This is a genomic window from Rahnella bruchi (assembly GCF_003614975.1).
Taxonomy (GTDB): Bacteria; Pseudomonadota; Gammaproteobacteria; order Enterobacterales; family Enterobacteriaceae; genus Rahnella; species Rahnella bruchi.
On record NZ_QZWI01000006.1, the window covers coordinates 57265 to 72920 of the forward strand.

17 protein-coding genes and 2 tRNA genes are annotated in these 15656 nt (G+C 52.4%); 15 read left to right on the forward strand and 4 right to left on the reverse strand.

Annotated elements, in window-relative coordinates:
• Positions 1-6 precede the first annotated feature (6 nt).
• Together D5398_RS12765 and D5398_RS25780 are read left to right on the forward strand one after the other, a co-directional pair.
• Entirely contained in the window at positions 7-291 is a 285-nt protein-coding gene (locus D5398_RS12765) for a DUF1435 domain-containing protein (RefSeq protein ID WP_120132563.1), read from the forward strand.
• A gap of 29 nt (positions 292-320) precedes the next feature.
• Entirely contained in the window at positions 321-455 is a 135-nt protein-coding gene (locus tag D5398_RS25780) for a hypothetical protein (RefSeq protein ID WP_279635007.1), read from the forward strand.
• On the opposite strand, the gene D5398_RS12770 is transcribed toward D5398_RS25780, so the two are convergent.
• From D5398_RS12770 to D5398_RS12780, 3 genes are all read right to left on the reverse strand, one after another.
• Positions 418-504: transfer RNA gene (locus D5398_RS12770), tRNA-Leu, on the reverse strand. The two genes, D5398_RS25780 and D5398_RS12770, sit on opposite strands and share 38 nt — an antisense overlap.
• 45 nt (positions 505-549) lie before the next feature.
• Positions 550-635, reverse strand: a tRNA-Leu gene (locus tag D5398_RS12775).
• A gap of 193 nt (positions 636-828) precedes the next feature.
• Complete coding sequence (locus D5398_RS12780; RefSeq protein ID WP_120507980.1) at positions 829-1767, reverse strand: LysR family transcriptional regulator; 939 nt, start codon at positions 1765-1767, stop codon at positions 829-831.
• Between the two features lie 126 nt (positions 1768-1893).
• Here D5398_RS12780 and D5398_RS12785 point away from each other — a divergent pair, with 126 nt between their 5' ends.
• Positions 1894-2886: an aldo/keto reductase gene (locus D5398_RS12785; protein ID WP_120507981.1), complete on the forward strand. Its 993-nt coding sequence runs from the start codon at positions 1894-1896 to the stop codon at positions 2884-2886.
• Positions 2887-2890: 4 nt separating this feature from the next.
• Here D5398_RS12785 and rsmC read toward each other — a convergent pair whose 3' ends face one another.
• The gene (rsmC, locus tag D5398_RS12790) at positions 2891-3937 is read right to left on the reverse strand and encodes a 16S rRNA (guanine(1207)-N(2))-methyltransferase RsmC (RefSeq protein WP_120507982.1); all 1047 of its coding nucleotides are present in this window, start codon (positions 3935-3937) and stop codon (positions 2891-2893) included.
• Between the two features lie 114 nt (positions 3938-4051).
• Here rsmC and D5398_RS12795 point away from each other — a divergent pair, with 114 nt between their 5' ends.
• The 12 genes from D5398_RS12795 to D5398_RS12850 all read left to right on the forward strand — a co-directional run bounded on the left by D5398_RS12795 (position 4052) and on the right by D5398_RS12850 (position 15656).
• Positions 4052-4465 (forward strand): DNA polymerase III subunit psi, encoded by a 414-nt coding sequence (locus tag D5398_RS12795; RefSeq protein ID WP_120132559.1) that lies wholly within the window; start codon positions 4052-4054, stop codon positions 4463-4465.
• Positions 4434-4877, forward strand: coding sequence for a ribosomal protein S18-alanine N-acetyltransferase (gene rimI / locus D5398_RS12800; protein WP_120507983.1), 444 nt, complete (start codon positions 4434-4436; stop codon positions 4875-4877). Before D5398_RS12795 ends, rimI begins: the two co-directional genes overlap by 32 nt.
• A gap of 146 nt (positions 4878-5023) precedes the next feature.
• Positions 5024-6613, forward strand: a complete 1590-nt coding sequence (gene prfC, locus D5398_RS12805; protein ID WP_120507984.1) for a peptide chain release factor 3 — start codon at positions 5024-5026, stop codon at positions 6611-6613.
• Between the two features lie 433 nt (positions 6614-7046).
• Complete coding sequence (osmY, locus tag D5398_RS12810; RefSeq protein WP_120507985.1) at positions 7047-7640, forward strand: molecular chaperone OsmY; 594 nt, start codon at positions 7047-7049, stop codon at positions 7638-7640.
• 319 nt (positions 7641-7959) lie between these two features.
• Positions 7960-8121, forward strand: coding sequence for a DUF1328 domain-containing protein (locus D5398_RS12815; RefSeq protein ID WP_013577105.1), 162 nt, complete (start codon positions 7960-7962; stop codon positions 8119-8121).
• Positions 8122-8345: 224 nt separating this feature from the next.
• On the forward strand, positions 8346-9575 hold the full coding sequence (locus tag D5398_RS12820) for a patatin-like phospholipase family protein (RefSeq protein ID WP_120507986.1): 1230 nt from the start codon (positions 8346-8348) through the stop codon (positions 9573-9575).
• Positions 9572-10357 (forward strand): TatD family hydrolase, encoded by a 786-nt coding sequence (locus D5398_RS12825; RefSeq protein WP_120507987.1) that lies wholly within the window; start codon positions 9572-9574, stop codon positions 10355-10357. Before D5398_RS12820 ends, D5398_RS12825 begins: the two co-directional genes overlap by 4 nt.
• Before the next feature lie 549 nt (positions 10358-10906).
• Positions 10907-11686 (forward strand): deoxyribose-phosphate aldolase, encoded by a 780-nt coding sequence (gene deoC / locus D5398_RS12830; RefSeq protein ID WP_120507988.1) that lies wholly within the window; start codon positions 10907-10909, stop codon positions 11684-11686.
• Between the two features lie 88 nt (positions 11687-11774).
• Positions 11775-13103, forward strand: a complete 1329-nt coding sequence (gene deoA, locus D5398_RS12835) for a thymidine phosphorylase (protein ID WP_120507989.1) — start codon at positions 11775-11777, stop codon at positions 13101-13103.
• A gap of 88 nt (positions 13104-13191) precedes the next feature.
• The gene (gene deoB, locus D5398_RS12840) at positions 13192-14415 is read left to right on the forward strand and encodes a phosphopentomutase (protein WP_120507990.1); all 1224 of its coding nucleotides are present in this window, start codon (positions 13192-13194) and stop codon (positions 14413-14415) included.
• 83 nt (positions 14416-14498) lie between these two features.
• Positions 14499-15218 carry a purine-nucleoside phosphorylase gene (deoD, locus tag D5398_RS12845; protein ID WP_013577098.1) on the forward strand — a complete coding sequence of 240 codons (720 nt, stop codon included), beginning with the start codon at positions 14499-14501 and terminating at the stop codon, positions 15216-15218.
• A 39-nt stretch (positions 15219-15257) separates the two neighbouring features.
• Positions 15258-15656: a HipA domain-containing protein gene (locus D5398_RS12850; RefSeq protein WP_244216760.1), complete on the forward strand. Its 399-nt coding sequence runs from the start codon at positions 15258-15260 to the stop codon at positions 15654-15656.

Sequence of the window (15656 nt, forward strand, 5' to 3'; positions counted from 1 at the left end):
AGGGTTATGATACCGGCGATTGTCATAGCATGTGGGATCTGGGCGGTTGTCTGGATATTGGGTAAGCGTCTCACCAGTGGCTGGGGTGTGTTGCTGCCCTGTGCACTAATGCCTTTGCTGGCGCTGACGCATATGACGCTCGACCAGCTGCGGATGCTGGTGGTGGTCGCAATGCTGGCAACATTGGTCATGCTGTTTCACCGCACTTTGCGTCATTACATGCTGCTGCCGTCGTTTATGGCGCTGGCAGGCGGACTGGCTGCGGTAACGTTGAATTTTAGTTTGCTTTAAGAAGTCGTCATAAATAAAAGGAAATCAGGATGAAAAATAAAAAACACAGCAAGGCTGTAGGGCTTTTTTACTTTTTGAAATCGAAAGAGGTCATACAGGAGTGTAAAGCTGAGGAGCAAAATCATGTGGTGCGAAGAGAGGGACTTGAACCCTCACGTCCGTAAGAACACTAACACCTGAAGCTAGCGCGTCTACCAATTCCGCCACCTTCGCACAGATGATTTCTGCTTACTGCTGATTCGATTTATATCACCGGAGTGGTGCGAAGGGAGGGACTCGAACCCTCACATCCAAAGGACACTAACACCTGAAGCTAGCGCGTCTACCAATTCCGCCACCATCGCTTCCAATTGATTACTGTGTTGACGCATTCATCGGAATGTCATCAGCAAGTAACACAACCACGGGGGCGAATTCTAGAGATTTTCCCACAGGCGTCAATAGTTATTTCCCCCATTTCGGACGTTTGATGTAAAAAACAGCATATTCACCGTGAATGGTTCAGTGTGTCAGAGAGTCCTCAGGTTAATCGATGGTTTAATCAACGATTTTTCCAATAATAGCATCCTGTTTCGCCGGATGATCCGAGGGGGTAAACAGCGTGATTAACCAGTCCAGCAGCACACGGATCCTCGGCGCGAGAAAACGGCCGGGCGGATACATAATGTATAGCGGCATCGGCGGCGGAAGGTGCTGATGCAACACCTCTACCAGTTCTCCCTGTGCCAGCTCCTGCGCCATTGCCAGCTCTGAGGCCTGAATCAGTCCGAAACCGGCTTTTGCGGCGGCGACATAGGCATCAGCGCCACTGACGGTCAGTTTGCTCGCCAGCTGTCGCTTTTCGACTTTTCCGTCTGTCACGAATTCCAGATGTGAATCTGCCCGCTGATGAGCAAAAAAGTAGCCTACAGCCTGATGTCCCTCGAGACTTTCCGGCGTTTGCGGTGTACCGAATTTCGCTAAATACTCAGGAGAGGCGCAGGTAATTTGTTTCAAATCCGCCAGATGGCGCGACTGTAAATTGTCATCTTCTGACGGCCAGGCTCGCACCACACAATCCACACTCTGATCGAGCAGATTGATGGCGTTGTCATTGGCGCTGACACTCAGGGTGATTTGCGGATAACGCTGATAAAACGTCTGCAAGGCAGGGATCACCATCACGCGAGCCAAAGAATGCGGCATATCGATGCGGACCACGCCTGCGGGCTGGTTTTTGTGATGAGCAAACAAGGTGTCGGATTCTTCCAGCGCCGAGATCAGTTGCAGACAGCGTTGGTAGTAAATTTTGCCTTCATCGGTGATTTTGACCTGCCGAGTGGTACGCAGAAACAGGCGGACCCCGAGCTTTTGCTCCAGCCGTTTGAGTGTCGTGCTGACCGTCGCCCGTGGCAGATTCAGATCTTCCGCTGCCCGGCTAAAACTTTCGAGTTCGGCAATCCGGATGAAAATTTTCATCGCCTGAATTTGATCCATAACGTTCCTGCTGATTGTTTGCGATTTATGAACAGTGTTGCACGTTTTCACTGATTTATCTTTCCTGGCATAACAACCACACTTCACTTCGTTACTTCCCTCTCTGAGTCAAAAAAGGAAAATCCGATGAAACAACGTCAGCTGGGTAAAAAGGGTCCGATGGTCTCTGCGCTGGGACTGGGCTGCATGGGCATGAGCGATTTCTATACCACCGGCCTTGATGAGAAAGAGTCCCTGGCGACGCTGGATCGTGCGCTGGAGCTTGGCGTTACGATGTTTGATACCGCTGATATCTACGGGCCGCATACCAATGAAGAACTGCTGGGACGCTTTCTGAAAGGACGTCGCAATCAGGTCTTTCTGGCCACGAAGTTCGGTATTGTGCGCGATCCGGCGAATCCGCAGGCGCGCGGTACAAACGGACATCCCGATTATGTACGCAATTCTGTCGAAGGCAGCCTGAAGCGTCTGGGTACTGATGTTATCGATCTCTATTATCAGCATCGCTCGGATCCCACTGTGCCAGTTGAAGACACCATGGGCGCGCTGTCGGATCTGGTGCGTGAGGGAAAGATTCGTTACGTCGGGCTGAGCGAAGTGCCGGTGAGCATTCTGGAGCGGGCGCATAAAATCCATCCGGTGACAGCCTTGCAGACGGAATATTCGCTCTGGTCGCGGGATGTGGAAGCAGAGATTTTACCGGCGTGTGAACGTCTGGGGATAGGTTTTGTGCCTTACAGCCCGCTGGGGCGTGGCTTCCTGACCGGGCAAATCCGATCAGTGGATGATCTGGATGCGGATGATTACCGTCGTGACAGCCCGCGTTTTCAGGGCGAAAATTTTGCTAAGAATCTGCAACTGGCGGAGAAAATCGCAGAGCTGGCGCAGGATAAAGGCGTGAAACCGTCGCAGCTGGCGCTGGCGTGGGTACTTTCGCGGGGCGACAACATGGTGCCGATCCCTGGCACCAAACGTCGTCATTATCTTGAGGAAAACATCGCCGCGCTTGATGTCTCCCTGAGTGAAGCCGAAATCGCGGCGATCGAAGCAGTGTTTCCTTTCCGCGCGGCAGCGGGTGACCGCTACAACGCAGAAATGATGCGCATCCTCAGTGTCTGACTGATTAACGTTTTTTCTTTTTCAAATCGCGCGGCGGACGGCCACGGACGGCTTTATAAACCTTGAAGCGACCGTTTTGTGCCAGCACTTCATGGCTGCCGAAAGCGTCATCGAGCAGGGCGGCATAGGGCAGGAAGGCGTTAGCCACAATGCGCAGTTCGCCGCCAATGTTCAGATGGCCTACCGCGCCACGGATCAGCTGTTCAGCCGCAGTCAGGCTGGTTTGCAGACCTTCGTGGAACGGCGGGTTGGAGATGATGATGTCAAAACGACCGGCAATGTCGGAATAGACGTTGCTGGCGATCACTTCGCCCGGCAGGTCGTTCGCCGCCAGTGTGGCGCGGCTGGCTTCGATAGCGGCTGCGCTCACATCGCTGAGCGTGACTTTCATCTTCGGCGAGTACATGGCCAGCACAGAGGCCAGCACGCCGGAGCCACAAGCTACATCCAGCACTTTGCCTTTCACCGGCTCTTCGAATGTGTTGATCAGCAGCAGGCTTCCGCTGTCCAGACCTTCACGGCTGAATACGCCCGGCAGAGTTTTGATGGTCACTTCTTCCACCATGTACTGATCCCACCAGCCATCCGCATCAAATTCAGGCTGCTTTTCCAGACGACCATGATACAAACCACAGCGACGCGCGCTGTCGATTTTGCTTAGCTCACACAGGCCTTCCAGCGTGGTTTCCGCACTGCGGACGCCGCTGCGGTTTTCACCGATGACAAACACATCAATGCCGACCGGCAATTGTGAAAGTAAGTTGAACAGTTGGAATTTGGCTTCCAGTTTGCTTTTCGGCCAGTAATACACCAGCACATCGCAAGGGGCGATAAGCTCAGCGTCAGCCAGCAAACCAAACTGAACGTTTTCGCCCAGACTTTTACTGAGCATCTGCCAGTGATGGTACATATTGGTGTGGACGCGGACTTCTTCGGCGTCAATTTCAGCAGGCAGATTGTCTTGTAAGTCGCCGGCGAACAATACGCGGCGGCCTTCGAATTCTTCGCTATGGCGCAGTATAACTTCGCTGGCCGGAGTTAATGCAGACATCAGGGTGAGGCTCCTCAGGAATGAACGCGGGATTATAGAGGTTTATTGGCGCATGTTCGATGTGTTTGCTAGCATAGCCGGGCTTTTTCGGTATTTAACGGGCAGGAATCAGGCATGGCATCCAGACGAGACACATTGTTACAGCAACTGGGGATCACCCAGTGGACGCTGCGCCGGCCTGCGGTTTTACAGGGCGAAGTGGCGGTCAGCCTGCCTGCTGACACCAAACTGCTGATTGTGGCAGATGTTCCCCCTGCGGAAGATGATCCGCTGGTCACCGATGTTTTACGCAGTCTGGCACTGAGCTCACAGCAGGTTTATCGCCTGACGCCGGAGCAGGTCGCCATGTTGCCTGAAGATACCCGCTGCAATGTCTGGCGACTGGGGTTAAGCGAACCGCTGACTCTCGCCGGCCCGCAGTTATCCAGTCCGGCCCTGGCCGAACTCTATCAAGACGCCAGCGCAAAACGCGCGCTCTGGCAGCAGATCTGTGAAAATGAACAACATTTCTATCCTGACCACCGCTGATCTACCCCGCGCTTTTGAAATCGAGCAGGCCAGTCACGCCTTTCCGTGGACTGAAAATACGTTAGCCAGCAATCAGGGCGAGCGTTATCTGAATCTCAAAATTATGCAGGGCGAAGTGATGGCCGGTTTTGCGATCACTCAAATCGTGCTCGACGAAGCCACGCTATTTAATATCGCCATCGATCCGGCTTTTCAGCGTCAGGGTTTAGGCCGTACGCTGCTTGAGGAAGTGATCCAACTGCTTGAGCAAAAAGATGTTTTCACGCTGTGGCTGGAAGTCCGCGCCTCAAACGCCAAAGCCATTGCGCTCTATGAAAGCCTCGGTTTCAACGAACTCTCTGTCCGCCGCAATTACTATCCCGCCGCACAAGGCCGTGAAGACGCGATTATGATGGCGCTGCCGCTGGGATAGAGCACAAAAAAACCATTGATTGCCCATCCCGTCTAAATCAGTGAAAATAGCCGGCTATAACTTTTATTACCGCTTTGCCTGACGTCATCTTCTGACGTGATGTTAAATCCTATGCAGGGCGGACCAACCGCAGAAACGTGAAAAACATGTCTCCAAGTGAATACGCCCTTGAAGTGGCCAAGCGCCGCACATTTGCCATCATCTCTCACCCGGATGCCGGTAAAACGACTATTACTGAAAAAGTTCTGTTATTCGGACAGGCTATTCAGACCGCCGGTACGGTAAAAGGCCGTGGCTCCAGCCATCACGCCAAATCCGACTGGATGGAAATGGAAAAACAACGTGGTATCTCTATCACCACGTCTGTGATGCAGTTCCCCTACAAACAGTGTCTGGTTAACCTGCTCGACACTCCGGGACACGAAGACTTCTCCGAAGATACTTACCGTACCCTGACCGCAGTTGACTGCTGTCTGATGGTGATCGACGCCGCAAAAGGTGTCGAAGATCGTACGCGTAAGCTGATGGAAGTTACCCGTCTGCGTGATACGCCGATCCTGACTTTCATGAACAAACTCGACCGTGACATCCGCGACCCGATGGAAGTCATGGACGAAGTGGAGCGCGAGCTGAAAATAGCCTGTTCTCCGATTACCTGGCCGATCGGCTGCGGTAAATTGTTCAAAGGGGTTTACCACCTTTATAAAGACGAAGTGTATCTGTACCAGACCGGTAAAGGTCACACCATTCAGGAAGTTCGCGTGGTGAAGGGGCTGGATAATCCGGAGCTCGACACTGCTGTCGGCGAAGATCTGGCCGCGCAATTGCGTGATGAACTGGAACTGGTGCAAGGTGCATCACACGAATTCGATCATGAAGCTTTCCTGCAGGGCGAACTGACGCCGGTGTTCTTCGGTACCGCTTTGGGCAACTTTGGTGTCGACCACATGCTGGACGGTCTGATGGACTGGGCGCCTGCGCCGATGCCACGTAAAACCGACCTGCGTGAAGTGAAAGCCGACGATGAGAAATTCACCGGCTTCGTGTTTAAAATTCAGGCCAACATGGACCCGAAACACCGTGACCGCGTGGCGTTCATGCGTGTGGTGTCCGGTAAATATGAAAAAGGCATGAAACTGCGCCAGGTACGTACCGGTAAAGATGTGGTGATCTCTGACGCACTGACCTTTATGGCCGGTGACCGTTCCCACGTTGAAGAAGCGTATCCGGGCGATATCATCGGTCTTCACAACCACGGTACGATTCAGATTGGCGACACCTTTACTCAGGGTGAGAACATGAAGTTCACCGGCATTCCTAACTTTGCCCCTGAACTGTTCCGTCGCATTCGCCTGCGTGATCCGCTGAAACAGAAACAGCTGCTGAAAGGTCTGGTACAGCTTTCAGAAGAAGGCGCGGTACAGGTCTTCCGTCCAATCTCAAACAACGATTTGATCGTTGGTGCGGTAGGTGTGCTGCAGTTTGAAGTGGTGGTGGCGCGTCTGAAAAGCGAATATAACGTCGAAGCGATTTACGAATCTGTGAACGTCTCGACCGCCCGTTGGGTGGAATGCAGCGACGTGAAGAAATTCGAAGAATTTAAGCGTAAGAATGAAACCAACCTGGCGCTTGATGGCGGTGATAATCTGGCTTACATCGCTCCGACCATGGTGAACCTGAATCTGGCTTCAGAGCGTTATCCTGAAGTGAAATTCCGCAAAACCCGCGAACATTAATTTTCGTATCATCCGGTTTTGAAACAGAAAGACGGCAAGTATGCCGTCTTTTTTTTCGCCATTTTCCCGCGGAAAGGTATTTACCCCGCATTTCTACCTGCTCGTTTTATCATCGTTTTGCCCGAAAAATGGGCACGAAACCTCTCAAATCCTAAGACTTGTCTGCATTAGGTGTCGTATTCGACGATCTTCCTACACATCTGAACATTCTTGACTATATTAAATGTGTGTTCAGGAAACGGCGGCTTAAAGCACTGCTTTGAAGTCACGTAACAGAGAGTTATATCGTGTGGCGATTAATAGCCAGAATAAAACGATGTACTCTGCTACATGGAAAGTAAAAACAGCAGCAATACAATTTGTTAGAAGGCGTCACCAAGAATGTGACGTGAAGAGTCGTAATCAAGGCTCATAAACCGAAAGGAAGAAATCGATGAAAAATTCTAAATTTGCCTATTCAATGATGGCCGTAGTACTGGGTACCGCACTGATGAGCGGCAGCGCTCTGGCGGCAACGACGACTACAGATAGCGCAGGTGCAAAAATCGATAGTTCCATGAAGAAAGTTGATAACTACATGGGCGACAGCGCCATCACAGCGAAAGTAAAAAGTGCACTGGTGGATGATAAAGCCATCAAAAGCAGCGACATTTCTGTCACCACCAATGCAGGTGTGGTAACGCTGAGCGGCTTCGTCGGCTCACAGGCTGAAGCAGAACAAGCTGTTGCCGCAGCGACCAAAGTTGAAGGTGTGAAATCTGTTAGTGACAAACTGCACACTAAAGACAGCAAAGATCAAAGCGTGAAAGGCTATGCGGGCGACAGTGCCACCACTGCCTCTGTGAAAGCCAAACTGCTGGCTGATGACATCGTCCCTTCACGTAATGTGAAAGTTGAAACCACCGACGGTGTGGTACAGCTCTCCGGTGCAGTGAAAGATCAGGCACAGTCTGACCGTGCTGAAAGCGTTGCGAAAACCGTTGATGGCGTGAAAAGCGTCAAAAATGACCTGAAAGTCGCACCGTAAGGATTTTCTGCCAGACCTGTTGTAAAAGGTGCCCTCCCCAGGGTGGGCGCCTCATCTTTTGAATAACGCATAACTATATTTGTGTTGCCCGCTGAGTATTCGGGATGGATAAGATTTGCCTGATTTCGGAAAAAATATCGTGGCTGAAGCTCTAACACTTTAATTTTTCGACTACCTTTATTATGTACGCAGTTTTTGTTCCCGGCATATGGCCGGTAGATAAAGTGTCAGAAAGGCAGATGTTTCACAGTGAGTCCGGCCCGAAGCGGGGCACCACCTTTTAAACTGGCAAAGTGAAAATAGGGTAAAGGAGAAGCTTATGTTTCGTTGGGGCATTATTTTTCTAATCATCGCGTTAATCGCGGCGGCTCTCGGTTTCGGTGGTTTGGCGGGTACAGCTGCCTGGGCTGCAAAAATCGTCTTCGTAGTCGGTATCATTCTGTTCCTGGTCAGCCTGTTTACAGGTCGTAAACGACTCTGACCGCATCAATGATTTGATGCCATAACGTGTTAATTAATGACATCGCCCCCTTCAGTGAAGGGGGCGATTCTTTTATGTGCACAATCTGGCCGTTTACAGGACGTAACGATTTTATCCCCGAAATTCGGCAAGAATTTCACGCAAATCGGTAAGACGAGGTATGCTCAGAAATGAAGGCCGCTGAGTGAGGCCATTTGTGATGCCGATTTTGTGAGGATAGCCCGTTGGGATACAGAATACCTGTCACGCTGGGGAACATAGAACCCCTGGCGTATAAACCGTATACACCTGGCAAAATAGCACTGGTGTGCGAAGGCGGTGGACAGCGGGGCATTTTTACAGCCGGTGTGCTGGATGAGTTTCAGCGCGCACGCTTCAATCCCTTCGATTTATATCTGGGCACGTCTGCCGGCGCACAAAATCTCTCTGCTTTTGTCTGCGGACAACCCGGTTACGCCAGAAGAGTTATCACCCGCTATACCACCAGCCCTGATTTTTTCAATCCTCTGCGTTTTGTGCGCGGCGGTCATCTTATCGATCTCGACTGGCTGGTCGACGAAACCGCAAAAAATATGCCGCTGTCGATGGAAACCGCTGAAAAGCTTTTGATCGATGGCCGAGAATTCCTGATGTGCGCCTGCCGCAGTGATGATTACACGGCCAGTTACTTCGCCCCGACGCGTGAAAACTGGCTGCCGGTGATCAAAGCTTCCAGCGCCATTCCGGGGTTTTACCGCATGGGCGTCGATCTTGATGGCGTGAGTTATCAGGACGGCGGCATCAGCGATGCGATCCCGGTTGAAGAAGCCTATCGCCGTGGCGCAGATACGATTGTGGTGATCCGCACCGTTCCCTCGGCGATGTTCTATACGCCGCAGTGGATGAAACGCATGGAGCAGTGGCTGAGCGAAAGCAGCCTGCAACAGTTGGTGCGCATGATGCAGCATCACGAAGAAAGCTATCACCGCATCCAGCAGTTCATTGAGAATCCGCCGGATGATGTGCGTATTTTTGAAATTTTCCCGCCGAAACCTTTAGCCAGCCATGCGCTGGGCAGCCGTCTGCCTGCGCTGAATCAGGATTATCATCTTGGTCGTCGCTGCGGGCGCTATTTCCTGTCAGCTGCGGCGCACTGGCTGTTGCCGCGTGAAAATGAGCGACCTTATCCGCAGATTGAACCGCGTGTGACCCGCCGCCCTCAGCGGATTGTGGTACCGCAGGACGAACCTGAGAATGTGACTCCGCTGGCCGCCTCGACCAGCACGGTCGAACAAATCATTTTGGATCCCGCCGTGCTGACGGACATGGTCGCCGACGGTGGCGTGGTGCGTCCGGCGGCGTTTAAAGACAACGTGGTTCATGACCCGCAACCAAAACGCGTGACGTCTGATATGCCACCGGTAGAAAACGGTGCGTCAGAAAGCTATCCCGCCAGCGAGGGCGATAAGTTGTGAGTCACATCTTCGTCGATACGCACTGTCATTTCGATTTTCCGCCTTTTACTGGCACGGAAGCTGAAAGCCTGCGTCTTGCCGCAGATGCAGGTGTCCGGCAGATTATCGTTCCGTCGGTCACGTCAGATCGTTTTCGTGACGTTCTTTCGCTGGCAAAAAAATTCCCGCAGCTGCACGCCGCGCTGGGTTTGCATCCTCTTTATATCGCAGATCATAAAGACAGCTGCATCGAATTACTGGATTCGCTGCTCAGCCACCGGGATCCCCATCTGGTCGCGGTCGGAGAAATCGGGCTGGATTTATACATGGAAGCGCCGCAATTTGAGCAGCAACAACGGCTGCTGAAAGCGCAGTTCGCACTGGCAAAGCGTGAAAATTTGCCGGTCATTTTGCATTCCCGGCGCAGTCACGATCAGCTGGCGGCAATGTTACGTCAGGCAAAATTGCCTGCAACCGGTGTGGTACACGGTTTTGCCGGTAGTCTTTCACAGGCGCAGGCGTTCATTAAACTGGGTTTTGCGATAGGCGTGGGCGGCACTATCAGCTATGAACGTGCGCAGAAAACCCGTCAGGTGATGGCGCAATTACCGCTTTCTTCCTTGCTGCTGGAAACCGATGCGCCGGATATGCCATTGCAGGGTTTTCAGGGGCAGGCTAATCGTCCGGAGCGTGCGGTTAACGTGTTCGACATATTGTGCAGCCTGCGCAGCGAAACCCCAGGGCAGATTGCGGATGCATTGCTCGAAAATACCCGCCGTATCTTCAATTTATCTGCTTTGTGATCTCTCTTTCTTGCCTTTTTGTGATTTAAGTAACATTCAATTTCTCCTTGCATGCTCTTTTCATGAAGGCTTTTTTCAGTAAGTGTAATTTATGTTCTCTTTAAAATGTTATTATTATAACATTGCTCGCAAGATTGCCGGTCGGTGATCGCTGTATATCCGTGCGCACTCCGTTTGTCATGATTCGGGTATACACTCTTATCTGGACCAAATACTGAGCATAACGCCAGTGAAGTGTGATTCGGATCTCATTTCACTAAGCAACGTTGCAAACGGTTTTCATTTTGTGTGAAATACTGCACACAGGAACCTGATGTGACGTGTTCAAATAGTCACAACGAATTGGCGTTAGCCAATCAAAGCGCGGTGAGAAGGATCTCAGTTGCCGCGTAAGCCACGACACGCCGCTTACGCACGCTATCTTCAAGGAACCAAGTCCGCTCGCCAACCGTGCAGAATTCATTACCCGTCGATATCCGTCGGAGCGAATTCATGACTGTATGCTCAGTTCTGGCCGGTCGCTGGAATTGAAAATTGTTGGAGAGTTATATGACCGATTTAACCGCCGCAGCACAACGTGCGCTGAACCTGATGGATTTAACTACCCTGAACGAAGACGACACCGATGCAAAAGTGATCGCGCTTTGTCACCAGGCGAAAAGCCCGGCAGGTAACACCGCTGCTGTCTGTATTTATCCTCGTTTTATTCCTGTTGCCCGCAAAACTCTGCGCGAGCAAGGCACGCCTGATATCCGTATTGCAACGGTGACTAACTTCCCGCACGGCAACGATGATCTTGAGATTGCACTGGCAGAAACCCGTGCAGCGATTGCTTATGGTGCCGATGAAGTTGACGTGGTATTCCCTTACCGCGCGCTGATGGCCGGTAACGAGCAAGTCGGTTTTGAGATGGTTAAACAGTGCAAAGAAGCCTGTGCGGCCGCCAACGTCCTGCTGAAAGTCATCATCGAAACCGGTGAACTCAAGCAAGATGCGCTGATCCGCAAAGCCTCTGAAATCGCCATCAAAGCGGGCGCGGACTTCATCAAAACCTCTACCGGTAAAGTGCCTGAAAACGCCACTTTGCACAGCGCTGAGCTGATGATAAGCGTGATTGCCGAGATGGGCGTAGGAAAAACCGTCGGTTTCAAACCGGCCGGTGGTGTGAAAACCGCTGAAGATGCCGCGCAATATCTGGCACTGGCTGACCGCCTGCTGGGCCGCGAATGGGCTGACGCACGTCACTTCCGTTTCGGTGCTTCCAGCCTGCTGGCAAGCCTGCTGACCACATTGGGTCACGCTGGCCAGAAAGCCACCAGCAGCTACTAATCACTGTTGTTATGCCGATGCCGTGGCGCTTTTACAGCGTCCGGTATTGGCGTTCACATTTAGCGTTCAGCTCAGGCAGGGGGATACCTTGTTTCTCGCACAAGAAATTATTCGTAAAAAACGTGACGGTCAGCCTTTAAGCGACGAAGAAATTCGTTTCTTTATTAACGGTATTCGTGACAGCCAGGTTTCTGAAGGACAAATTGCCGCACTGGCAATGACTATCTATTTCAACGACATGACCATGAAAGAACGTGTTTCGCTGACCATGGCGATGCGTGATTCAGGGACTGTGCTCGACTGGAAAAGCCTCAACCTGAACGGCCCGATCGTCGATAAACATTCGACCGGCGGCGTGGGTGACGTGACTTCCCTGATGCTTGGCCCGATGGTGGCGGCGTGCGGCGGTTATGTGCCGATGATTTCAGGCCGTGGTCTCGGTCATACCGGCGGTACGCTCGATAAACTCGAAGCGATCCCTGGCTTTGATATTTTCCCGGATGACAGCCGTTTTCGCAGCATCATTCAGGATGTCGGCGTGGCGATTATCGGCCAGACCAGTTCACTGGCACCGGCGGATAAACGCTTCTATGCCACACGCGATATCACCGCAACCGTTGATTCTATTCCACTGATCACCGCCTCGATTCTCGCCAAGAAACTTGCCGAAGGTCTGGATGCGCTGGTGATGGACGTTAAAGTTGGTTCCGGCGCATTTATGCCCACTTATCAGCTGTCAGAAGATCTGGCGCAGGCGATTGTCGATGTGGCGAATGGCGCGGGGTGCAAAACCACGGCGCTGCTGACCGACATGAATCAGGTGCTGGCATCGAGTGCCGGTAATGCCGTTGAAGTCCGCGAAGCCGTGCGCTTCCTGACCGGTGAATACCGCAATCCTCGTCTGCTGGAAGTCACGATGGCGCTGTGCGTTGAAATGCTGTTGTCCGGCGGACTGGCTAAAGACGACGCCGAAGCCCGCAGCAAATTGCAGGCAGTGCTGGATAACGGTAAAGCCGCCGAAGTCTTTGGTCGCATGATTGCCGCGCAAAAAGGCCCGACCGATTTCATCGAGAATTACGATAATTACCTACAACAGGCCACGCTGAGCAAACCGGTTTACGCCGAAACTAACGGCATTGTCAGCGCGATGGATACCCGCGCGCTCGGCATGGCGGTGGTTTCACTGGGTGGCGGTCGTCGCCGTGCCAGCGATGCTATCGATTACAGCGTCGGTCTGACCCATATGGCGCAACTTGGCCAGCAGGTGGATACCCGTCAACCACTGGCGATGATCCATGCGAACAGTGAAGCGGCCTGGCAACAGGCAGCGCAGGAAGTGCGGGCGGCCATTGTCCTGAGTGACAAAGCGCCGGAAAGCACGCCGGTGGTATATCGCCGGATCAGCGGCAAAGCTTGATTTCAGGCTAAATCGCCCCCATTTAAGAGTGATCAGGTGCGCGGCAGTTCCGCGTGACCCAATGCGTAACCATTCGCAGGAGAGCAAAATGAAACGTACATTTATCATGGTGTTAGACTCATTCGGTATCGGTGCCAGTGAAGATGCCGAGCGCTTTGGCGATGCCGGTTCTGACACATTGGGCCATATCGCGGCTGCCTGTGCGCGTGGCGATGCAGACAAAGGCCGCAAAGGTCCTCTGAATCTGCCTAACCTGACCCGTCTTGGGCTGGCGAAAGCCGCAGAAGAATCTACCGGTAAAATTCCTGACGGCATGGACGGTAATTCTGAAATTACCGGTGCCTATGCTTATGCCAGCGAACTTTCATCCGGTAAAGACACCCCGTCAGGTCACTGGGAAATTGCCGGTGTGCCTGTGCTTTTCGACTGGGGTTATTTCAGCGATACCACTAACAGCTTCCCGCAGGAACTGCTGGATAAGCTGGTTGAGCGCGCCAATTTACCGGGCTATCTCGGTAACTGCCATTCTTCCGGTACCGTGGTGCTGGACGATTTGGGCGAAGAGCACATGAAAACCGGCAAGCCGATTTTCTACACTTCTGCTGACTCCGTCTTCCAGATTGCCTGTCACGAAGAAACCTTCGGCCTCGATCGCCTGTACGAACTGTGTGAAATCGCACGTGAAGAACTGACCGAGGGCGGCTACAACATTGGCCGCGTGATTGCCCGTCCGTTCATCGGCGACAAAGCTGGCAACTTCGAGCGTACCGGTAACCGTCACGACTTAGCGGTTGAACCACCAGCACCGACCATTCTGAAAAAACTGGTTGATGAGAAAGACGGCCACGTGGTGTCTGTCGGTAAAATCGCCGATATCTACGCGCAGGTTGGCATCACTAAGAAAGTGAAAGCCACCGGTCTGGATGCGTTGTTTGATGCGACCATCAAAGAAATGAAAGATGCGGGTGACAAGACGATTGTCTTCACCAACTTTGTTGATTTCGACTCCTCTTACGGCCACCGCCGTGATGTGCCGGGCTACGCTGCCGCACTGGAGTTGTTCGACCGCCGTATGCCGGAACTGCTGGATCTGGTGAAAGAAGATGACATCATTATCTTCACCGCTGATCACGGTTGCGACCCTACATGGCGCGGCACTGATCATACTCGTGAGCATATCCCGGTATTAATCTATGGCCCGAAAGTGAAACCTGGCTCATTAGGCCACCGTGAGACTTTCGCGGACATCGGCCAGACCGTCGCCAAATACTTCGATTTGTCGCCGATGGACTACGGTAAGTCGATGCTATAACGCTTTGCATACGCGGCCAGTCACTGATACTGGCCGCGTTTTTTATGATGAATATGACACCTCGCTGATTAAGGAATAAGAAGATGGCAACTCCACATATTAATGCTGAAATGGGCGACTTCGCTGACGTAGTGCTGATGCCGGGCGATCCGCTGCGCGCCAAGCACATCGCGGAAACTTTCCTTCAGGACGTAAAGCAGGTGAACGACGTGCGTGGCATGTTGGGCTTCACCGGCACTTACAAAGGCCGCAAAATTTCCGTCATGGGTCACGGCATGGGCATTCCTTCCTGCTCAATTTATGCCAAAGAGCTGATCACTGAATTCGGCGTGAAAAAAATCATTCGCGTGGGTTCTTGCGGCGCTGTTCGTGCAGACATCAAACTGCGTGATATCGTGATCGGCATGGGTGCCTGCACCGATTCCAAAGTTAACCGCATGCGTTTCAAAGACCACGACTACGCCGCTATCGCCGATTACGACATGGTGCGTAATGCTGCTGACGCAGCGAAAGCCAAAGGCATCAATGCCCGCGTGGGTAACATCTTCTCCGCTGATCTGTTCTACACGCCGGACCCGCAAATGTTCGACGTGATGGAAAAATACGGCATTCTGGGTGTGGAAATGGAAGCCGCTGGTATCTACGGCGTAGCAGCAGAATTCGGTGCAAAAGCGCTGACCATCTGTACTGTTTCCGACCATATCCGTACGCACGAACAAACCACTGCTGCTGAACGTCAGACGACCTTCAACGACATGATCGAAATCGCGCTGGAATCCGTTCTGCTGGGCGATAAAGAATAAATCCTGCACATATATAGCAGAAACTAAAACGGGCGCTGAATGGCGCCCGTTTTGCTATGCATTTTCCTATTCATTATTGAGCAGATTTATGCCTTCGGAAAACTGATCGCCAACAGTGATATGCATCAGGGAAATCTGTCGTTTATCGACCCTGCCATTGATCCTTTAAAGCAGGCTCTATCGATATCGCCAGTGTACGACATGCTGCCCATGGCCTTTGCACCGACCAACGCTGGTGCGATGCGCCGTGAAACTGTGCCTTTGACGCTCGATCCTTTGGTGTCGAAAGAAAAGTGGTTGAACGCACAACGATGGGCGAGGGAATTCTGGCAGAAGGTGGAAAGCGATACTGCCATCAGTGTTGAATTCCGCCAGCTGGCCAGCGGAATGCTGGCGCAGGTGGAAGAATTAACATCGCTGATTCAGCGGCTGGCCTAA

Excerpts from the sequence above, each read along its gene's own strand:
- prfC (WP_120507984.1), top strand. The coding sequence starts at position 5,024 with ATGTCTCCAAGTGAATACGCCCTTGAAGTGGCCAAGCGCCGCACATTT.
- D5398_RS12815 (WP_013577105.1), top strand. The coding sequence starts at position 7,960 with ATGTTTCGTTGGGGCATTATTTTTCTAATCATCGCGTTAATCGCGGCG.
- osmY (WP_120507985.1), top strand. The coding sequence starts at position 7,047 with ATGAAAAATTCTAAATTTGCCTATTCAATGATGGCCGTAGTACTGGGT.
- D5398_RS25780 (WP_279635007.1), top strand. The coding sequence starts at position 321 with ATGAAAAATAAAAAACACAGCAAGGCTGTAGGGCTTTTTTACTTTTTG.
- deoD (WP_013577098.1), top strand. The coding sequence starts at position 14,499 with ATGGCAACTCCACATATTAATGCTGAAATGGGCGACTTCGCTGACGTA.
- D5398_RS12785 (WP_120507981.1), top strand. The coding sequence starts at position 1,894 with ATGAAACAACGTCAGCTGGGTAAAAAGGGTCCGATGGTCTCTGCGCTG.
- D5398_RS12765 (WP_120132563.1), top strand. The coding sequence starts at position 7 with ATGATACCGGCGATTGTCATAGCATGTGGGATCTGGGCGGTTGTCTGG.
- rsmC (WP_120507982.1), bottom strand. The coding sequence starts at position 3,937 with ATGTCTGCATTAACTCCGGCCAGCGAAGTTATACTGCGCCATAGCGAA.
- deoC (WP_120507988.1), top strand. The coding sequence starts at position 10,907 with ATGACCGATTTAACCGCCGCAGCACAACGTGCGCTGAACCTGATGGAT.
- deoB (WP_120507990.1), top strand. The coding sequence starts at position 13,192 with ATGAAACGTACATTTATCATGGTGTTAGACTCATTCGGTATCGGTGCC.
- D5398_RS12780 (WP_120507980.1), bottom strand. The coding sequence starts at position 1,767 with ATGGATCAAATTCAGGCGATGAAAATTTTCATCCGGATTGCCGAACTC.
- rimI (WP_120507983.1), top strand. The coding sequence starts at position 4,434 with ATGAACAACATTTCTATCCTGACCACCGCTGATCTACCCCGCGCTTTT.
- D5398_RS12795 (WP_120132559.1), top strand. The coding sequence starts at position 4,052 with ATGGCATCCAGACGAGACACATTGTTACAGCAACTGGGGATCACCCAG.
- D5398_RS12850 (WP_244216760.1), top strand. The coding sequence starts at position 15,258 with ATGGCGCCCGTTTTGCTATGCATTTTCCTATTCATTATTGAGCAGATT.